The following is an 18347-nucleotide window of genomic DNA, read 5'->3' on the forward strand; positions in this document are numbered from 1 at the left end:
TTTGTTATCTTCACTCCTCACCCCAATCACCTATTAATATAGGCTCATGGGGCTTCGTCACTCGATGCCGCACCTAAAAAACATTCGTATTGGGTATAGTGTTACTTACTTTGATGAATTTTAATAATAGCTTGATGATTGTTGATAGGTAGAAAAGTTTGAGTAATGATAAAATTCAAGACGAAAAATATATGCTGTTATGTAGTTTTGTATAAGTATCATGTAAGACAATATCCCTGCTTTTATCGGCCTTTCTTGAGCAATTAGCGTATAGGGTTTACGGACATTTATAAATGTTCTATGGCGTCTAAAAGGCTTACTGTCAGGAAAGGATGTGACTATAAAGTCATATAGTTGGGTGTAGCCCAGTCATTCCAGATTTGTAGTGATAAGTTTCCAGTTAGACAGAGGTTTTTTCAGCTTCTACTCAAATAAATTGACTTGTATCAATATGTTTACAGCTTTGTTAGACAAGGTGTGTATGGTTAATTACCTCAAAGAACTGCAACTTTCGCTAAAAAACTCTTATCTTAGTGGGAAAGCCTCTCGTAGGTATTGTTACTGTTTTGTAATAAATATGAGAGTCGTTAATAGCTTGATGTTATATAGCAGTCAGAGGTGTTAGAAAGCAAGTTAATGTCCTGAATTTGAAATGAACTGTTATTTAAGCAAATAGATGATAAGTAAAAAAATGAGTCGTCATAAAATACCTCTTTTGAGGTAGAAAAAGAAAATATTGAAACATACTTAAAAACTTTAAATAAATAATAGCAATGAAAGTGGCTAAGGAGGGGGTGATGAATATGTCTGAAGAGAATAGTGTGATAAATCCTTTGGGTACTGATGGCTTTGAGTTTGTTGAGTATACCGCACCGGATCTTGCAGGTATTAATGCATTAAAAGATTTATTTAAACAGCTCGGTTTTGCCGAAATTGCTAAGCATAAATCAAAGCAGGTTTGGTTATATCGTCAAGGCGATATTAATTTTATTGTTAATGCTGAGCCTAATTCTCAAGCGGAGCAGTTTAGTCATTGCCATGGTCCTAGTGTGTGTGGAATGGCTTTTCGTGTTAAGGATGCAGCCCATGCGATAAACCATGCTGTTGCCAATGGTGCCAAGTTGTTTGCGGGCAGAGTAGGGCCTATGGAACTCAATATACCAGCTGTTTATGGTATTGGTGAAAGCACGCTTTATTTTGTGGATCGTTATGGTGAGCAGTCAATTTATGATGTTGATTTTGTTTTCTATGAGAACTGGGAAAGTACATTAAAAGATTGTGATATGGGGTTAACGGATATTGATCATCTAACTCATAATGTTAAGCGTGGCAATATGAAAGTATGGGCGGATTTTTACGAAAAAATTGGGAATTTTAAAGAAATTCGTTACTTTGATATTGAAGGTAAACTGACAGGGTTAGTCAGTAAAGCGATGACAGCGCCATGTGGAAAAATAAGAATTCCTATTAATGAATCTTCTGACGAAAAGTCTCAAATTGAGGAGTTTATTCGAGAGTATAAAGGGGAAGGTATACAGCATATTGCACTTTATACTCAGGATATTTATACCACAGTGAGAAAACTACGTGATCACGGTGTTGAGTTTATGTTTACACCTGACACATATTACGAAAAAGTGAATGATCGTGTTAAAGGGCATGAAGAAAACATTGAAGATTTACGAGACCTGCGGATTTTAATTGACGGTGCTCCAGAAAAAGACGGAATTTTATTGCAAATATTTACCAATACCGTTATTGGCCCAGTGTTTTTTGAAATAATCCAACGTAAAGGTAATGAAGGTTTTGGTGAAGGTAATTTCAAAGCATTATTTGAGTCTATAGAAGAAGACCAAATTCGTAGAGGAGTGCTGGCCGATGCGTAAGTGGATTAGTTATCCTCGCCAACAAGGTCAGATTTCTCGTCAGGCACATGCAGACTTTCCTGAAGAGGGGATTTATGAGCGAGAGTTAGGACGAAGTGGTTTTTTTGGTCCAGCCTCACATATGCATCATCGCCATGCACCTACTGGTTGGAGCAACTGGGAGGGGCCCTTGCGCCCCCGAGCCTTTGACTGTAATAAATTGACGCAGTTACCAGTGTCTCCCTGGGAAACACCTGTCTTATTGCATAACGCTTATTGCCAATACCGTGTTTGGAAATGTGCACGACCCATGGAGCATTTAGTACGTAATGCCGATGGAGATGAATTATTATTTGTGCATGAAGGCAAAGGGCAGCTTTTTTGTGATTATGGACGACTTGAAGTGCAAGAAGGGGATTATGTGGTCATCCCTCGTGGGACGATGTGGCGTATAGAGCCTACACAACCACTGTTTTTACTCATGATAGAAGCGACTAATGATGCCTATACGTTGCCTGATAAAGGGCTTGTGGGTAATCACGCAATTTTTGATCCTGCCGTATTGGAAACACCAGCCATTGATGATCTTTTTCGACAACAGCAAACTGAAGACCCTTGGCAAGTTCACATCAAGCGTCGTGATCAGGTTTCTGTGGTGAGCTTTCCTTATAATCCTCTGGATGCGTTAGGTTGGCATGGAGATTTATCGGTTGTGAAACTAAATTGGCGGGATATACGCCCGTTAATGAGTCATCGTTATCACCTACCTCCTTCTGCACATACTACATTTGTTGCACAGCGATTTGTTATTTGCACTTTTGTACCTCGCCCTATTGAAAGTGATCCTGGTGCTCTAAAAGTGCCTTTTTATCATAATAATGATGATTACGATGAGGTATTGTTTTATCACGCAGGGGAGTTTTTTAGCCGTGATGATATTGATAGTGGCATGGTTACTTTTCACCCCGCAGGGTTCACACATGGTCCTCACCCCAAAGCCTATCAAGCAGGCCGAGAGTACAGTAAAAAGTTTACTAATGAGGTAGCGGTTATGCTGGATACTCGAGATGCTTTAGACATGGGGTCGGTGGTTTCTGATATTGAAAACCCAGAGTATGTGAATAGCTGGCAGCCCAAAAAATAATTAAAAAGGATGTTGGATTGTATGAAATTAGCTTCTCTTAATAATGGCCAGCGTGATGGTCAACTTATTGTCGTAAGCCGTGATTTGCAATACTTTGTGGCTGTCCCTGAAATAGCTCCCACCTTGCAAGCTGCTTTGGATAATTGGGCAGCGATTTACCCAGCTTTAACTGAGGTGTATCAATCGCTTAATGCGTGCCAACTGCATAATCAACAGGCTTTTAACAGCAAAGAAGTGCTTTCTCCATTGCCGCGTGCTTACCAATGGGCAGATGGTAGTGCCTACGTAAATCATGTTGAGTTGGTAAGAAAAGCCCGAGGTGCTGAAATGCCTGAAAGTTTTTGGCATGACCCTTTGATGTATCAAGGTGGCTCAGATGCATTTTTACCACCAACAGCTGACATACCCGTTGCTGATGAAGCTTATGGCATTGACTTTGAAGCAGAGATTGCGGTGATAACTGATGATGTTGCTATGGGAGTAGCGCCAGAGCAAGCACAGCAGCATATTAAACTGCTTATGTTAGTGAATGATGTCTCGCTACGAAATTTAATTCCTGGAGAATTAGCCAAAGGATTTGGCTTTTTTCAAAGTAAACCATCAAGCAGTTTTTCTCCTGTTGCAGTGACACCTGACGAACTTGGCGATGCGTGGGATGGTTATAAACTGCATCTTAAATTGCATACCCACTTAAATAACAAGCTGTTTGGACAGCCTAATGCAGGGGTGGATATGACGTTTGACTTTCCTACCCTGGTAGCTCATGCCGCAAAAACAAGACCATTGATGGCAGGTTCCATCATAGGTTCTGGTACGGTATCGAATTATGATCGTTCTGCAGGGTCAAGCTGTATTGCTGAGCAGCGTATGTTGGAAATAATTCAACAGGAAACGGCAAAAACGTCTTTTATGAAGTTTGGCGATCGTGTTCAGATTGAAATGTTTTTAGAGGATGGGCAATCCATTTTTGGAGCCATTGATCAGCAGGTTGTTCAATATAATGTGAATTAATTAGCTGGGAGAAAGCATGAAACTATACAGTTATTGGCGTTCTTCTACGGCCTATCGACTAAGAATAGCTCTAAACATAAAACAAGTTACTTATGACATTATACCTGTACATTTGGTAAAGGATGGGGGAGAGCAATTCTCCCCCTGGTATACAGAGCTGAATCCTCAGCAGCGGGTGCCTGTGTTAGATACAGGGAAAAGCTGCTTAATACAATCTATGGCGATTTTGGAGTGGCTTGATGAAACATATTCTGAACCGCCTTTACTGCCTGTAGATCACCTGTCGCGAGCACAGGTAAGAGCAATGATGCAGTTGATTGGTTGTGACATCCACCCATTGAATAATATACGGGTATTGAAGTACTTAAGTGAGCAGCTTCAGGTTGATGATTCGGCTAAGCAAACCTGGTATCAACATTGGGTAATTGATGGGTTTAGAGCCTTTGAAACCTTATTAAAGCGGCACAGTGGGCAATACTGCTGGCATGATCAATTGACTTTGGCAGATGTAACGTTAATTCCTCAAGTGTACAACGCCAGGCGTTTTCAAGTGGAGCTTACTGAATTTCCAAATGTTACTAAAATATACAACCACTGTATGCAGCATGCCGCGTTTAAAAATGCCTCACCTGATGCTCAGCCCGATGCTATTTAGTGGTCCATGCGGAAAATAAGGTAACAACTTCTTCTCCATTTATCCTCTGCCGGTGTTGCTTTTATTTGACGTAGGCCCACTATGCCTGAAAAAAAGCGCCTTGACAGAGAAAAAATGGATTTGAAGAGTGTTACCCAATTTTACGCCTGCACCACTAGGCCGACATTTGTCGGCCCTGCTAACTGCAAAGTCAGATAATACCTGATTTATCCTTGTTAGATTGTCTTGCATAGTCACAGAAATACATTGTGACTTCTTTGGCCCTTTGTTAGCTTGAACTTTCGTGCTTGTTGTGTGCACGTGTTTTGCATTCTCTGAGAAGAGTGTTGAAAAAATACGTACATGGAGATAAGACAATGGCAGTTAATCGACAGCGAAGTTTTTTAATTAGCGGGCTGGTTTCATTTACAATTGTCATCATTGCTTATGTTGTTGTGATGTTTTTTCCAGTGACCTCAGAAACGCGTAATCAACCGCTAACATCAAAAACACATCAATATGAAAAGACTTTTCTAGCAAGTAGTGAGCCTGAACTTATACAAGATGATGCTGAAGCTAAAGTACATCAGGTGAAGGCTGAATTACCTGAATACTTGCTAGATACCTCAGTTGATGGAGGTTTACCCGTTGATAGCCAAGGACAACTTGTCGTCAGTCGTGAAATACGGGATTTATTTGACTACTTCCTTTCTGTGCAGGGAATTGAGCCATTCGATCAGAGTGTCAATCGATTAAAACAATACATTCGTTTGCAGCTAAACTCACCTGCTGTAGAACAAGCTTTAGCCCTGCTTGAACAGTACTTAGCTTATAAGAAAGCGTTAGTTGATCTTGAAAGTACGATTTCAGATCAGGGTGATTATCTTGGCGTAAAAGCACAGTCAACGTATGATGTTTCGAACTTGAATAATCGATTGACAGTACTCAATGAGTTACGGCATGAGCACTTTTCTGTAAGTGATACAGAAGCTTTTTTTGGTAGAGAAATTCGCTACGATCGTTATATGTTAGCGCGTATTATGATCATACAAAATGAGGAATTGTCCAAAGAACAACAGAAAGCAGCACTAAGAGCCTTGAATGCCAGTCTTACTGAAGATGATAGAGCGTTATTTTTAGTGGCAGATCCCGTATCAAAAAAGGCAGAAATTCATGCAATTGCTGCGTCAGAAGCTAGTACAAATCAAGCCTTAAGTGCGGAGTTTGGTAATGCAGCAGTTGAACGGCTCAGCCAGTTGGAGCAAATGAGACTGAACTGGCAACAGCGTGTAAGCCATTATCAGCAATCATTAAACCGTATTATGGGTAGTTCAATGGCCTTGGAAGATAAAGGCCAAGCAATTGAAACACTTCTTCAGCAGTCTTTTTCTGAAAATGAGCAACTGCGTGTAAAAGCACTGGTTACCCACCCGTAGTGATGCTTTCTTGATGAGATAGCTTAATCACGTATTATTATTTTTGTTTCTGCTCTAAGCTTCTGGCAGAGTTGCTTTTGTTTAACCTAGGTCTGTATCCGTACAAAAACACCTTGCCAGAAAACAAATGGTTATGAAGGCTGTTATCCTGCTTCGCACATAGGTGGCTTGCAGGATAGGCTCCACAGATTATTTTTGGATACAAGTCGCTTGTAAGTCGACAGGCATTGTAGATTCTGCAATCATTTGACGCTCTTCAACGGTTAATGCTTCATGATTACAGTAACGCTCCCATAACTCACGCATAGGGTCTTGTGCTGGCTCAACCGTTTCTGTAGCTACTGGTGTTGCTTCTACAGGGGTTGTCGGAGGTGGTAACTCTTCGGTTTGGCCTGCGGTGGTAGACTGGTTACTATTACAGGCAACGAGCATAAGCATACTTACTGCAGCAACTAAATATTTCATACTAAGCTCCTAAAGACTAATGATTTAAAACTAAATCTATAATGATTGCTTACGCCTTCCTACAGTCGCATAACGAATACAGGTTATACCCTTCTTTGTGTATATGTTAAGTGGATTAAGGCATAGCGTTAAAGCACTGGAAAAAACCGTATAATGCCTTAACCTTTCTTCATTCGGCAATCGTCTTGTAATATTTTGTAGACACTCTCGCAATTATTTATGTGGACTGTGTTGGGTTAAATTGATAATTAGTGCCGCAGGAATTTATGGGAATGGAAGCTTGAAGTGAATGAGTATACCCAATACGAATGGTTTTTAGGTGCGGCCATCGAGTGACGAAGCCACATGAGACTATATTAATAGGTGATTGGGGTGAGGAGTGAAGATAACAAAACCTAGAAATCATTCGTGAAGGGTATAAGTAACTTGGTAGGACTTTCATGCAAATTAGTTTTATTTTAGTTGAACCCCAGCGTGCTGTGAATGTAGGAGCGTGTGCCCGAGCTTTAAAAACTATGGGGTTTAATGATCTGCGTATCGTTAACAGTCAACAGTATTTGGCGGATGAAGCGCAGTGGGTAGCACATGGGGCAACGGACATCCTGCAAAGTGCCCAACATTTTGTATCCCTTGAGTCAGCGCTTAAGGATATTGACTTAGCCATTGGAACATCAACTAAACAAAGGGCGGGTAAACGTTACGCTTATTCACCGAAGGCTCTATATGAGTCGTTATCAGAAAAAAGTCAGCTATTGTCTCGGGTTGCTATTGTTTTTGGTCGTGAAGATCATGGATTAGCGAATGAAATGCTTAACCAGTGTGATGTGCTATCAACTGTCCCGCTAGCGGTAAGCTATCCCTCCTTAAATTTGGGGCAAGCTGTCATGTTATATGCCTATGAACTTGGCCCACTAAGTCAGCCTGATCAGGCAAACAGTTGCTCTGATGACGTCGCAGAAGGTCAGTGGCGTGCTCTCCATGAAAAAGTAATATTTTTACTAGATCAGCTAAATATTCCTTGCTCGGCGAAAGAGTATCAGTGGGTACGTGAGCGACTGCCTGTTTGCTCTCGAAAGGATATTAACTTTCTACATACCCTGGTGACAGATGTGATTCGGAAGATAAGTCAGTAGGTTATCAGTTAATGCAAGCGAAACAGAGCATCGCATTGCAGTGTTACACTATTACTGTGTATTAAGTGTGCTCTCTGATCCCTCATGCGAACCAAGCTGATAATTTTGTAAATGGATACAAGAGTGTTGACACGGGTTAAAAAATGAATGTTGTGTTGTAGTTATATTACTACCTTACTAAGCGACTAATTGTTCGAATTTTGGCAGAAAGCTATGAACGGTTTAACCCAGAAAAAGTTTGTTTATAACACTTCGCAGCAAGCTCAAGAAGCAGAGGTTGACATTAATTACGAGATTCACCCTGAAGAGCCAGATAAGGCGGTGGTTATTAATGTAAATATCAACTCAAAAAGTGGTCATGTGCAAGAGACTGAAGTGCTGAGACGGGATGAGTTTTACAATTTTGCTCAAAGGGTAAAAAGTATTCTTCGCCGTCATGGTCTGTTTGGTGAGGGGTTAACAATTTCTGGCTGGAATAAAGCATTTTTAACTGGTCATGAATATCACGATATTTACAACAAAATAAAAGGTCAATTGAATTATACGACTCACTCAATTGATTTAAATCGTTTTTTTCGGGCAAAAAAGCAGTAATTTTTCTTATCACTTTTCCCTTTAAAAATTATTCGTACTGATAAAATCGCTATGATCTTTTGGCCATAGCGATTTTAACTTCATTTATTTGGCCATTAATTGCTTTATATCGCTGATTAATTGATCAATCCGGGCTTTATCACTGTTCCAAGAGCATACAAAGCGAGCACCACCAGCACCAATGAATGTATAAATTCGCCATCCTTGCTCACGTAACTTAACGATGACTTGTTCAGGAAGGACGACAAAAACAGCATTGGCTTCACAGGGCCTTAATAGACTTACTCCTGGTATTTCACAGAGTCGTTCAGCAAGATAGGTAGCGCACTGGTTGGCATGTTTTGCATTCTTCTCCCAGGCACCTGTCTTGAGCATTCCAAGCCAGGGGGCGGAAAGAAAACGCATTTTTGAGGCAAGTTGCCCAGCTTGTTTAATTCGGTAAGAAAAATCCTCCGCTAGCTGTTTGTCAAAAAAAACAATGGCTTCGCCAATAGCCATACCATTTTTAGTGCCTGAGAAACATAAGACATCAACGCCTTGTTTCCAGCTGAGTTCTGCAGGGGACTTTCCAAGAGAGACACAGGCATTAGCAAAACGAGCACCATCCATATGAATTTTAAGTTGGTAACGATCTGCGACGTCCTTGATTGCCCGTAGTTCGTCAATGGTATACACAGTGCCTTGTTCTGTGGCCTGGGTAATACTGATCACTTTGGGTTTGGGGTAGTGAATATCTGTTCGTTTACAGGCAAGTTCAGCAATAGATTCAGGACTTAGCTTACCTTCTGCGCCATCTCCTAACAAAAGTTTGGAGCCGTTAGAGAAAAATTCTGGGGCACCACACTCATCTGTTTCAACATGAGATGTTTGATGCGCAATGACGCTGTGATATGACTGGCAAAGAGAAGCAAGCGCAAGAGAGTTGGCTGCAGTACCATTAAATGCAAAGAACACATCACAGTCTGTTTCAAAAAGTCTGCGAAACTCATCACAAGCCTTGCGGGTCCACTCGTCTTCACCATAAGCTTCTGCATCCCCTTCATTCGCCAAAAGCATATACTCAAGGGCTTCCGGGCATATACCAGAATAGTTATCACTGGCAAATTGGCCGGGTCTGGTCATTGAATTGACACCTCATAATCTGGAACCCACACACTACCTTGATACTTTACTAATCAGCAGTAACTCTGTTCTAACGGTAACTATATGGGTTGGTATTCATGTGTAGTGTCAAAAATAGGGCAGGTTAATAGCTGAAGGCAAGGTTTTTTTATTAAACAGTCGTTTAAACTTTTATGACGAAATAGTTTTGGTAGTGACGGTTTTTAGTGAGATTGCTTTGTAAGGGCTGGTATACCCTTCACGAATGATTTCTAGGTTTTGTTATCTTCTCTCCTCACCCCAATCACCTAGTAATATAGGCTCATGAGGCTTCGTCACTCGATGGCCGCACCTAAAAACCATTCGTATTGGGTATATAGTTTATCAAAACCCATGCTTTGACATAATTTCTTCCATGGTACCATCTTCTTTAATTTGCTTAAGCCCAGAGTTAAATAAGGCTAGCTTTTTTTGATAGTCCTCGGCTTTTTTTGAAAAAACAATATACAGCTCTTTTATTTCAAGGGCAGGATTCATAAACTCCAGTTCGAGCGAGTACCAAGGGTAGCGCGTAGCAATAATATATTGCGCGACATACTTATCAATAAATATAAGTTGCACTCGGTCTTTATAGAGACGTTTGAGATTAACATTATCGCTAATAGACTCTTCTTTTTTTAGGTAATCTGCATCATCAAATTCTTTTGTATTGATATACCCTCTTACTACACCGAATTTGTACTCCTTGAGATCTTGAAGGGCTTTACTGAGGTTTTTTTGTGGATCAGAGGAAAATTTAATATCTCGATCACGGCGTTTATAGAATCCTACAGGTCCCCCTGGGAATGGATCAGAAAAGATAAACTCTGTTTTCCTCTCTTTGTCATAGTACTCAGGAAATAGGCCATCAACATGACCATGTCGAGCAACATGCAAGGCACGAGCCCATGGAAAAAACAAAACATCCACATTAGCACCAGAACGTGCAAAGGCTTCTTTTACTACCTCATAAACATAGCCTTTATCTGGCATATCCTGGCCAATATAGGGGGCCCAGTTTAAGGAGGATAAAACTATCGTTGGGCGCTCACTGGCAGAAGAATAGCTTACCCATAAAGAAATTAAGATTGCCAATAATTGTTTTATCATAATGTTAGGATAGCTATTATGCTGTTTTCATGTGATGAAGCCACAGGAGCTTATAGAAACATGTAGGTGTGGTGGCAGCTAAATGCTTCTTAGTAATTGCTCTTGCATTGTTCTTCTGCATGATATCCATATCATTGTGTATAAACATTCCCTTGGGTCTTGCTAGTCAAGAATGCTGATTAGGGTAAGCGCTATGAATAGCCAGCATATAACTGACTCGCTTTGAGTGTAATAGACACGATTCGTTGTTATCTGAGTATAATGTATGGGTTAAAATCCGTGTTTTAGCAAGATTTCTGCAACCATCCCATTACGTGTAATATGTTCAAGCCCCTTATTGAAGGCTTCTATGAATGTTTGGTGATGTTTTGCTTTTCTGGAAAACGCAATATGTAGCTTTTTGATTTCAAGTGCAGGATTTATAAACTCAAGTTCTAATGAGTACCAAGGGTATTTTTTAGTGATAATATATTGAGCAACATATTTATCGATAAAAATAATGTCTACTTGTTTTTTAAATAAGCGTTTGATGTTGAGGTCATCACTGGTTGTATATCGTTTTTTTAAGTAGGCAGCCTCATCAAAAGGTGCATAGTTTACATATCCCTCTACCACACCAAATGTTAGTTTTTTTAACGGTTCGATTGCTTGCGCAAAGTTTTCTCGGGGGTCGCTTGCAAAACGGAAGTTATTGTCTGTACGGCTATAGAAGCCTACAGGGCCTCCAGGGATAGGGCTGGAGAAAATGAAATCTTTCTCACGCTTTTTTGAGTAGTACGCTGGAAACATACCATCTGTGTGCCCTTTTCTTGCCAGTTCTATAGCTCTTTCCCAAGATAAAAAGATGATTTCAAGTGAGTAGTGGTTAACTTTTAAAGCTTCGTTAATCAGCTCATAGCTATAACCCATATTAGGTAAAGAGCGGCCAATATAGGGTTCCCAGTTAAGTGAAGTGAGGACAATTCGATCTTTTCCATGAGCATTAAATGACAAGGATATGCTCAGAGCATACCATATCCCTATAAATACCTTGCATAAGGATTGCATATTTCTTTAGTGCACATATGGTGGATATTTTAGTACAAAGTCTAGACGATTTATGGGGACTCAAGATAATACGCTAGGAGGGAATATGAGTTATGCTGCGAGAATGTCGCTTTTTGTGTTACTAGCCTTAAGTGTCACAGGTGGGGCTGGTATAGGGTTTTATCATTATTGGCTTGATCAATCTAAGTCAGCTGAAGCTGAGCCACTGAAAGATGTAATGGTTGAAGTTGAAAATGAAGATGTAAAAGTCATAAGTGACGATGAGGTTAACACTGTAGTACCTGTTGTTGCTGGTGGTCAAAGTAATGACGGTGAAGAAGGTGTCACCTCAATTAACAGCCAAACCGAAAAAAAGCAACAGGTAAGAACTACCTACAAAAATGAAGAAACTGAGTCAGACCCACTGGTACCTAATAGCGATTCGCCACCAACGACTTCAGTAAGTTATGGCGATGACTCAACACGTATCATTGTTGAGGAGGGGGTGGAACTGGAAGGGCTTGACGTGAAAGCAGAATTACATAATAAAGTGATAAAAGATGATGAAGTTATTCACATGAAGCCTTAGGTTAGAGAATTGTATGTCACTTTTGCTGAGCACGTTTGAACTTAATGCCTGTTTAAATGATACCAATACCCGGGTTGTCGATTGCCGTTTTGCGCTGGATGACCCTGACTATGGTTTGGCTGCATATCAACAGAGCCACATTCCAGGTGCTGTTTTTCTTGACCTCAACAAAGACTTATCTGCTCCTGTGGTTCCAGGAGTAACAGGCCGACACCCTTTGCCTCATCCTAATCAGCTTGCGGCAAAGCTTGAAAGGCTTGGTATTAGTAGTCAGCACAAAATTGTTATTTATGATGATGCTGATAGTGCTAAAGCCGCAAGACTATGGTGGCTGCTGCTGTGGTTAGGTAAGTCTAAAGATGTTTACCTTTTGGATGGGGGATACCAAGCCTGGATGAATGATGGGTTTGAATGTACATCTGTTCAGCCGGAATACCCAGCTGCTCAGTTTGACTTTGAGTGTAACAATGCCTTTAAAGTCGAGGTTGATGAGGTTCTTAGCAATATATCCTCTGAACAGATTATAGTGCTTGATGCAAGATCGTATAGCCGTTTTACTGGAGAAGAAGAGCCTATTGATCCTGTGGCGGGTCATATCCCTGGAGCAGTGTGTTGCCCTTATACAGAAAACCTTGATCAGAATGCAAAATTTAAATCTTCAGGTGAATTGTTAGAGCGTTTTCAGTATCTAGGAGTGAAGGAGGTCTCAAATTGTATTTGTTATTGTGGCTCTGGCGTCACAGCATGCCATAATATTTTTTCTATGCAGCTTGCTGGGTTACCGATGCCAAAGCTTTACGCTGGGTCATGGAGTGAGTGGATAACGAATCCTCAACGCCCTGTTAGTAAACAGGATGCAATGATCTCTGGTTAAAATTGGGTATTGGTTTGGAAAATATAGCCTCTGCAATATGTTATTATCTTTTACAAGTTAAATAGTTGTTGTTAGTAGTACCCAAGTAAATGGTTCTACTTTTAGCCTAAACTACTGTTAATTGTAGGTTTTCGGGGTTTTGGTCTGATACTTGCGTAAATTAAAGTAGTAGAATGAGTTTCAGGTAACTAACGGACACTAAGCAAGAAACGGATTATGAAAACACACAACAGTAATGACTCTAAACATCATAGCTCACAAGCTTCTAGTGGTGAATGGCAACAACTTGCAAGCCGTCGTCGCTTGTTAAAAGCTTCAGCGGCAGCAGCGCCCTTACTACTTACTTTACGAAGTGGAGCTGCTTTAGCTGCCAGTAGTGCGACATGCCAGGCAAAGTTAGCAAACACTGCAAACCAAGCTGAAACTGTTGTACGCCCTGGATATGATATTGAGGATGTAAAATGGCTTCGCGCTGAAGCGGTCAAAATAACTGTTATGCACAATCCTGGTAAAGATGATAAGTCACTTAATTCTGGCCAGCAGGTCTACTATGTAGTGAAAAGTGAATATTACCAGGAACAGGCTGGTGGCTTGGTTAAAGTAGCTGATCAGCTTAAAGTACAAAAGCAGCTTGATAAGTGGCAAGAAAATGCTGCAAAAGGGAATGTAACTATACTACGTGAAAATGTCAGAGTGTTGGTGTTTTATGATGATCAGTCAAAAGAACTGATGGTTGAGCGTAATCCAGGATCGTCACCTGTTACAGAGTCTTGCTGGGTTTCTTTATACAATAATCCAGTAGAAAATATTGGCTAATGCGCTGTGAGTGAGACTAACGTGCTGGCTTGTGTGTGAAGTGTTCTAATACCAGCCAAGGATGCTGGCAAACAGTTTCTTCAGAATATCTCCATTGGGCACGGTGGGAATCAGAAACAGTGGTTTTTAATGAACTTACTGCTGAAACCCATCTACTCAATGATCTAACCCTTGCTATATTATTAATTCTATCTGAATCCCCTCTTAGTTGTTCAATGCTCTTATCACAGCTGTATCTAGAGTATCAGCTAGATCAAGACACTTTAACTGACTTGCAGCTTTCACACCTTTTAAATGAACTTGATGAGCTTGGCCTTATAGAGTCTGTCAGCGTATGAGATTTTCTGACTTATCCTTATCTACAATTCACCATTGCCTACGAACAAAGGGCGTTGTTTATCAGTGTGGTCCTTTTACTATACAATTAAAAGCCAATATTCCCTCTTTAGCCGCTCAAATACATAACTTATTCGCTCATTACCCATTTATTAACAATGATGTGCTGATAAATTTTCAAGTCAACTTGGTTCGCCCTCATACTCATCGTTATTGGTGGCGCCCACAGGTGCAATTTAAAACAGCAGAGGGAGACCCGGGGATGGCTCCCTTTCCTTTGGATCATGCATTACCAATGTTGGAATGGGGAACAAACTGGTGTATTGCTTCCCAAAGTCATTTCTATTTGATGTTGCACTCTGCAGTTGTGGAGTATTTGGGAAAAGGTGTTCTTTTACCCGCTTGGCCCGGTTCTGGAAAAAGTACACTATGTGCTGCCTTTGCTATGCGGGGGTGGCGAATGTTATCTGATGAGTTTGGTTTAATTGATTTAGAAACAGGTTTAATTCAACCACTTCCCAAGCTCATACCTCTGAAAAATCAATCTATAGAAGTTATTCGTAATTTTGCCCCTGATGCAGTGATTGGTCCACTATTTACCAAAACACGCAAAGGGGATGTTGCACATTTTCGTCCGCCATTAGCCAGCGTTGCTCAAAGTGACATACAAGCAAAACCGAGACTTGTTATTTTTCCGAAATATCAGCCTGATACTCGTTTTAAGCTAATAGAAGTGACTAAAGCACAAGCATTACTTCGTTTAGCCAACAACGCTTTTAATTATCAAGTTGTGGGTAAAAAAGGCTTTCAGGCGGTTAAATCGTTAATTGATCAGTCTAGTTGCTATGAGTTGTATTTTAATGATCTGGACACAGTGATTGAAAACCTTCAACAGCTCATTAAGTCACTCCCGTCTGAAGAATAAATATTATGTATACTTCTCAGTCATCTGCACTTTCAAGTTTGATTCTCTCACTAAGTGACATTAGCTATGTATTGAGCTTAAAAAACGTTGAATTAGATGATTGGCTTCATTTAGCAAAACAGTCAGGGTTATTAGCAACTCTTGGCTATCGTCTAAAAGAAGCAGGATTGCTATCAGCAGTGCCAGAAAAAGCAAGAAGAACAATTCTTGGAGTTATGCATTTTTCTGACTATTTGAGTCAGATGGCTCAATGGGAAGTTAACCGGCTGCAGCGTACACTCAAAGATGTTAATGATATTGTGCTACTGAAAGGTGCTGCGTATATTGCCCAGAAAATTCCGGGCCTACAAGGACGATACCTATCAGATGTTGATATATTGGTACCTGAGGAACAAGTAAATCAAGTAGAGCACCATTTATTGCAAGCAGGCTGGGAAAGTCACAAGCCTGCTTCAGGATATGATGACTACTACTATCGTCAATGGATGCATGAAATACCGCCTCTTCGGCATCGCTTCCGAAGTGTTGATGTCGACTTACACCATCGGATTTTACCTCGAACCAGTCGTTTAAATCCTGATCCTGATCTATTATTGTCTGCCGCCCAACCATGTCTTAAAGCTGGAATAAAAGTATTGTCCGCTGAAGACCAGTTTTTACATAGTTGTATTCACCTGTTTTATGACTCTGAGTTAAAAAATAGATTACGTGATTTAGTTGATTTGGATGTTTTGTTCCGATTTTTTTCAAAGAAAGATGAAAATTTTAATCAAAAGCTACTCGAAAGAGCTCACCAGCTTGGGGTGCAAAGACCTCTTTATTATGGTCTTACTTTTACTAAAACTATTTTAAAAACCCCTATTCCTGACGAAGTTTTTCTATCTGTTCAACAATATAAACCGAATATCTTCATAAACTTTATAATGAGTAAATGGTTACCTTTGGCACTACTGCCTATTGAATGTAACTCTTACTTAAGTAGCATTAACCGTCAAATATCTATTTGGGGATTCTATATGCGATCCCATTGGTTACGGATGCCCCCTTTTTTACTAACGAAACATTTAATCACTAAAACATGGATGCGTTTAGGAGGGAATGTATACAAATAGTTTAGACGAACAACGATGCAAATATTGGGGTTTTCTTAAGTTGACATTAATCATTCCGCTTAGTACAGCATTAATTTTTTTATGGAAGAATAATTCCTTGAGATGTTAGTTAAAACGAGTTTGTCATAATAAGTGACTTGTACAATTTGTGAAATATAACAATACGCTCAAGTCAGGACGCCCTGTCAGGATCATCTCAGCTTAGCGTTAGGTTGTTCGGGTGAAGCTTATGCAAGAAAAAATGATGCCAAGTGATGGGAGCGCAATATGGGCTGGCATGGGCAATTTTATACTGAATTCACCTGATAAATCAGTTCGCGCTGAACTTTTCTATGTTGGTGAGCCTCCTCATGGAGACTCTTATCATTCTGTGATAATAAATAGTAAACAATTTCTAGGGTGGGCTTGGGGTTGCCTATTTGCATTCTCTCAAGATTCAAGATACTTAGTTTTTAGTTGAATGGCTAAAACATTTGAAAGAAAAACTGTTGTAGTTGATTGCAAAAAAGAAAGATATTTTATGCTTCCAAATTATATTTATGACTTTCAAATTGATTGGCCAAATATCTTACCTAAAAAGGAAAATGCAGAGGGCTACCTTTTTATAGGTGATGAAAAGTGGATAGAATATTAATCTAACAAAATTATCAACCTAACGCCTGGCGGTTCTGGTCATTAAGGCTATATAGATATTAGGGTATCAGATGCTAAAATTACCATCGATTTTTATAGGGATAGGATTATTAGGATTGGCTGTTTTTTATAAAAATTGGTGGCTAGCGATAGCTTCAATCCCTTTTTTTGGATTAGGTTTGCTCTTTTTTGGCTGGGACTTTGGTGGTAAAGAATCTGATGATTGTGTACAGGCTAAAGATAAATCCAGCGAAGATGATTAGTAGAATGTCTTTGGCAGTGAATATATATTTGTGCTGACTAGAATATTTATTGAATAAGACATAAAAGCAAGCTCCGCAAAGCTTCAACTAAGTGGGGCGTTATGTGTTATAACGTGAGTTTCAGCTAGTGGATAAATTTTTTAATACCATTGCCATAATAATCTTCTGCGTCATTGGATTAGTTGTTCGTCCTTTTATAGCTCCAACCTTGGTTGCTTCTTTAAGCGTCATATTTTGGCAGTATGTACCATGGATGTTGTTATCTGCAGCCTTGTTTGATTATACTGCCTACAAATTACCGAAATTTGCATCCTTCATATTGTGTTGTATTCCTGAGTGTAATATATACTAATGCAGTGCAAAACAAAACGCTGCATTGGGTCGTCGTACGCGGTGCTGTCTATAAAGGCATCCGTGCTATAGAGAAATTAATGGGGTAGTGTAAAATTGGAACAGTTTAGAAAAGCGAGCGGTACGTTTCTTATAGTACTTGGAATAATAGTCCTGTTGGATCTTGTAATGAATCTAGATGATTATCTACAAAATTTCCCAAGTAATCCAATACACGAATATATCGTGGGAAAGGAGAAATCGAATATCATATTAAAAATTGGTGAAGAAGAGATTATTGCTTCAGACCATATTTTTCACTTCGCAGCACTAATTATAGGCTTGTTTTTCTTACGAATATGGGTTGATGTTGGGGCAATTTTAGTAAAAACAGGTAAGGTTTTAATTACAAATGACTCTGAGAAAATCGAGCAACTTGTCGAAAAGTTGGTAGACAAAGACAAATAATCCTTAATTGAGTAAGAAGTAGTATCTAACCTGTCTGACTGCTTAAAATAATGCTAGTTTATTTCAAAGTGACGTGCATTAATAGTTATGAGCTTAGATACTCTTTTATACTTGCTTATATTCATGTAGACACCAGGTGGTTAAGGCATCAAGGTATTCCTCTCCAGCATCTTCAGATGAAAAGTGGGATGCATTTTCGAAAATAATGAGTTTATTGGATGGAATTTGCTTGGATAAATATTCTGCGTTGCTAACAAATACGAAAGGATCCAGCTTGCCCCAGGTAATAAGTGTTGGAATGCAAATTGGTACGGCCTGACTTTTCTAGACAGTTTCTAGGTTTTGAAAATACGCTGCTTCAGCGTTTGCTGGTGAGCACCTGTCATTGTGTGTGTGACGCCGTATTGGATTATAAAACATTTCAATATAATGGAATATTATCT

At 39.8% G+C, this 18347-nt stretch carries 20 protein-coding genes; 16 read left to right on the top strand and 4 right to left on the bottom strand.

Translation table 11 applies throughout. The features are described 5' to 3' along the window. Positions 1-797 precede the first annotated feature (797 nt). The 5 genes from hppD (at position 798) to KHS79_RS16725 (ending at position 6090) form a co-directional block, all read left to right on the top strand. Entirely contained in the window at positions 798-1886 is a 1089-nt protein-coding gene (gene hppD / locus KHS79_RS16705; RefSeq protein ID WP_206196769.1) for a 4-hydroxyphenylpyruvate dioxygenase, read from the top strand. Further along, complete coding sequence (locus KHS79_RS16710) at positions 1879-3009, top strand: homogentisate 1,2-dioxygenase (protein ID WP_212720447.1); 1131 nt, start codon at positions 1879-1881, stop codon at positions 3007-3009. The genes hppD and KHS79_RS16710 overlap by 8 nt, the downstream gene beginning before the upstream one ends. 21 nt (positions 3010-3030) lie before the next feature. After that, positions 3031-4020 (top strand): fumarylacetoacetate hydrolase family protein, encoded by a 990-nt coding sequence (locus KHS79_RS16715; RefSeq protein ID WP_212720448.1) that lies wholly within the window; start codon positions 3031-3033, stop codon positions 4018-4020. 16 nt (positions 4021-4036) lie between these two features. Then, positions 4037-4675 carry a maleylacetoacetate isomerase gene (maiA, locus tag KHS79_RS16720; protein WP_094787869.1) on the top strand — a complete coding sequence of 213 codons (639 nt, stop codon included), beginning with the start codon at positions 4037-4039 and terminating at the stop codon, positions 4673-4675. Between the two features lie 356 nt (positions 4676-5031). After that, a complete protein-coding gene (locus KHS79_RS16725; protein WP_212720450.1) occupies positions 5032-6090 on the top strand; it encodes a lipase secretion chaperone in 1059 nt (352 codons plus the stop codon). A 189-nt stretch (positions 6091-6279) separates the two neighbouring features. Here the strand turns inward: KHS79_RS16725 and KHS79_RS16730 are convergent, their stop codons facing one another. Beyond that, positions 6280-6555: a hypothetical protein gene (locus KHS79_RS16730; RefSeq protein ID WP_094787867.1), complete on the bottom strand. Its 276-nt coding sequence runs from the start codon at positions 6553-6555 to the stop codon at positions 6280-6282. Between the two features lie 440 nt (positions 6556-6995). Here KHS79_RS16730 and KHS79_RS16735 point away from each other — a divergent pair, with 440 nt between their 5' ends. Together KHS79_RS16735 and KHS79_RS16740 are read left to right on the top strand one after the other, a co-directional pair. Continuing rightward, the gene (locus KHS79_RS16735) at positions 6996-7688 is read left to right on the top strand and encodes a tRNA/rRNA methyltransferase (RefSeq protein ID WP_212720452.1); all 693 of its coding nucleotides are present in this window, start codon (positions 6996-6998) and stop codon (positions 7686-7688) included. A gap of 213 nt (positions 7689-7901) precedes the next feature. After that, a complete protein-coding gene (locus KHS79_RS16740; protein WP_027708991.1) occupies positions 7902-8282 on the top strand; it encodes a DUF5064 family protein in 381 nt (126 codons plus the stop codon). An 84-nt stretch (positions 8283-8366) separates the two neighbouring features. On the opposite strand, the gene KHS79_RS16745 is transcribed toward KHS79_RS16740, so the two are convergent. The 3 genes from KHS79_RS16745 to KHS79_RS16755 form a co-directional block, all read right to left on the bottom strand. Continuing rightward, positions 8367-9404 (bottom strand): threonine aldolase family protein, encoded by a 1038-nt coding sequence (locus KHS79_RS16745; protein ID WP_212720454.1) that lies wholly within the window; start codon positions 9402-9404, stop codon positions 8367-8369. Positions 9405-9767: 363 nt separating this feature from the next. Next, entirely contained in the window at positions 9768-10532 is a 765-nt protein-coding gene (locus KHS79_RS16750; protein WP_212720456.1) for a substrate-binding periplasmic protein, read from the bottom strand. 270 nt (positions 10533-10802) lie between these two features. Continuing rightward, entirely contained in the window at positions 10803-11525 is a 723-nt protein-coding gene (locus KHS79_RS16755) for a substrate-binding periplasmic protein (protein ID WP_212720458.1), read from the bottom strand. Between the two features lie 139 nt (positions 11526-11664). On the opposite strand from KHS79_RS16755, the gene KHS79_RS16760 reads away from it, so the two are divergent. From KHS79_RS16760 to KHS79_RS16800, 9 genes are all read left to right on the top strand, one after another. After that, entirely contained in the window at positions 11665-12147 is a 483-nt protein-coding gene (locus KHS79_RS16760) for a hypothetical protein (protein ID WP_094787861.1), read from the top strand. A 13-nt stretch (positions 12148-12160) separates the two neighbouring features. Next, positions 12161-13021: a sulfurtransferase gene (locus tag KHS79_RS16765; RefSeq protein WP_212720460.1), complete on the top strand. Its 861-nt coding sequence runs from the start codon at positions 12161-12163 to the stop codon at positions 13019-13021. Between the two features lie 216 nt (positions 13022-13237). Beyond that, a complete protein-coding gene (locus KHS79_RS16770) occupies positions 13238-13837 on the top strand; it encodes a hypothetical protein (RefSeq protein ID WP_212720462.1) in 600 nt (199 codons plus the stop codon). Between the two features lie 35 nt (positions 13838-13872). Next, positions 13873-14175, top strand: a complete 303-nt coding sequence (locus KHS79_RS16775) for an HPr-rel-A system PqqD family peptide chaperone (RefSeq protein WP_027708997.1) — start codon at positions 13873-13875, stop codon at positions 14173-14175. Further along, complete coding sequence (locus KHS79_RS16780; RefSeq protein WP_212720463.1) at positions 14172-15098, top strand: HprK-related kinase A; 927 nt, start codon at positions 14172-14174, stop codon at positions 15096-15098. The genes KHS79_RS16775 and KHS79_RS16780 overlap by 4 nt, the downstream gene beginning before the upstream one ends. A 5-nt stretch (positions 15099-15103) precedes the next feature. Continuing rightward, a complete protein-coding gene (locus KHS79_RS16785) occupies positions 15104-16210 on the top strand; it encodes a nucleotidyltransferase domain-containing protein (RefSeq protein WP_212720465.1) in 1107 nt (368 codons plus the stop codon). Positions 16211-16670: 460 nt separating this feature from the next. Then, positions 16671-16844, top strand: coding sequence for a hypothetical protein (locus tag KHS79_RS16790; protein ID WP_212720466.1), 174 nt, complete (start codon positions 16671-16673; stop codon positions 16842-16844). Positions 16845-16914: 70 nt separating this feature from the next. Next, on the top strand, positions 16915-17106 hold the full coding sequence (locus tag KHS79_RS16795) for a hypothetical protein (protein ID WP_212720468.1): 192 nt from the start codon (positions 16915-16917) through the stop codon (positions 17104-17106). Between the two features lie 519 nt (positions 17107-17625). Beyond that, positions 17626-17904, top strand: a complete 279-nt coding sequence (locus tag KHS79_RS16800) for a hypothetical protein (RefSeq protein WP_212720470.1) — start codon at positions 17626-17628, stop codon at positions 17902-17904. Positions 17905-18347 lie beyond the last annotated feature (443 nt).

It is taken from the genome of Zooshikella ganghwensis, assembly GCF_018263875.1.
GTDB classification, from domain to species: domain Bacteria; phylum Pseudomonadota; class Gammaproteobacteria; order Pseudomonadales; family Zooshikellaceae; genus Zooshikella; species Zooshikella ganghwensis.

What these genes read in the sequence shown, in the direction of transcription:
- KHS79_RS16770 (WP_212720462.1), top strand. Translation starts at nt 13,238, where the DNA reads ATGAAAACACACAACAGTAATGACTCTAAACATCATAGCTCACAAGCT.
- KHS79_RS16785 (WP_212720465.1), top strand. Translation starts at nt 15,104, where the DNA reads ATGTATACTTCTCAGTCATCTGCACTTTCAAGTTTGATTCTCTCACTA.
- KHS79_RS16765 (WP_212720460.1), top strand. Translation starts at nt 12,161, where the DNA reads ATGTCACTTTTGCTGAGCACGTTTGAACTTAATGCCTGTTTAAATGAT.
- KHS79_RS16710 (WP_212720447.1), top strand. Translation starts at nt 1,879, where the DNA reads ATGCGTAAGTGGATTAGTTATCCTCGCCAACAAGGTCAGATTTCTCGT.
- KHS79_RS16790 (WP_212720466.1), top strand. Translation starts at nt 16,671, where the DNA reads ATGGCTAAAACATTTGAAAGAAAAACTGTTGTAGTTGATTGCAAAAAA.
- KHS79_RS16730 (WP_094787867.1), bottom strand. Translation starts at nt 6,555, where the DNA reads ATGAAATATTTAGTTGCTGCAGTAAGTATGCTTATGCTCGTTGCCTGT.
- KHS79_RS16750 (WP_212720456.1), bottom strand. Translation starts at nt 10,532, where the DNA reads ATGATAAAACAATTATTGGCAATCTTAATTTCTTTATGGGTAAGCTAT.
- maiA (WP_094787869.1), top strand. Translation starts at nt 4,037, where the DNA reads ATGAAACTATACAGTTATTGGCGTTCTTCTACGGCCTATCGACTAAGA.
- KHS79_RS16760 (WP_094787861.1), top strand. Translation starts at nt 11,665, where the DNA reads ATGAGTTATGCTGCGAGAATGTCGCTTTTTGTGTTACTAGCCTTAAGT.
- KHS79_RS16795 (WP_212720468.1), top strand. Translation starts at nt 16,915, where the DNA reads ATGCTAAAATTACCATCGATTTTTATAGGGATAGGATTATTAGGATTG.
- KHS79_RS16725 (WP_212720450.1), top strand. Translation starts at nt 5,032, where the DNA reads ATGGCAGTTAATCGACAGCGAAGTTTTTTAATTAGCGGGCTGGTTTCA.
- KHS79_RS16735 (WP_212720452.1), top strand. Translation starts at nt 6,996, where the DNA reads ATGCAAATTAGTTTTATTTTAGTTGAACCCCAGCGTGCTGTGAATGTA.
- KHS79_RS16780 (WP_212720463.1), top strand. Translation starts at nt 14,172, where the DNA reads ATGAGATTTTCTGACTTATCCTTATCTACAATTCACCATTGCCTACGA.
- KHS79_RS16745 (WP_212720454.1), bottom strand. Translation starts at nt 9,404, where the DNA reads ATGACCAGACCCGGCCAATTTGCCAGTGATAACTATTCTGGTATATGC.
- KHS79_RS16740 (WP_027708991.1), top strand. Translation starts at nt 7,902, where the DNA reads ATGAACGGTTTAACCCAGAAAAAGTTTGTTTATAACACTTCGCAGCAA.
- KHS79_RS16800 (WP_212720470.1), top strand. Translation starts at nt 17,626, where the DNA reads ATGAATCTAGATGATTATCTACAAAATTTCCCAAGTAATCCAATACAC.
- hppD (WP_206196769.1), top strand. Translation starts at nt 798, where the DNA reads ATGAATATGTCTGAAGAGAATAGTGTGATAAATCCTTTGGGTACTGAT.
- KHS79_RS16715 (WP_212720448.1), top strand. Translation starts at nt 3,031, where the DNA reads ATGAAATTAGCTTCTCTTAATAATGGCCAGCGTGATGGTCAACTTATT.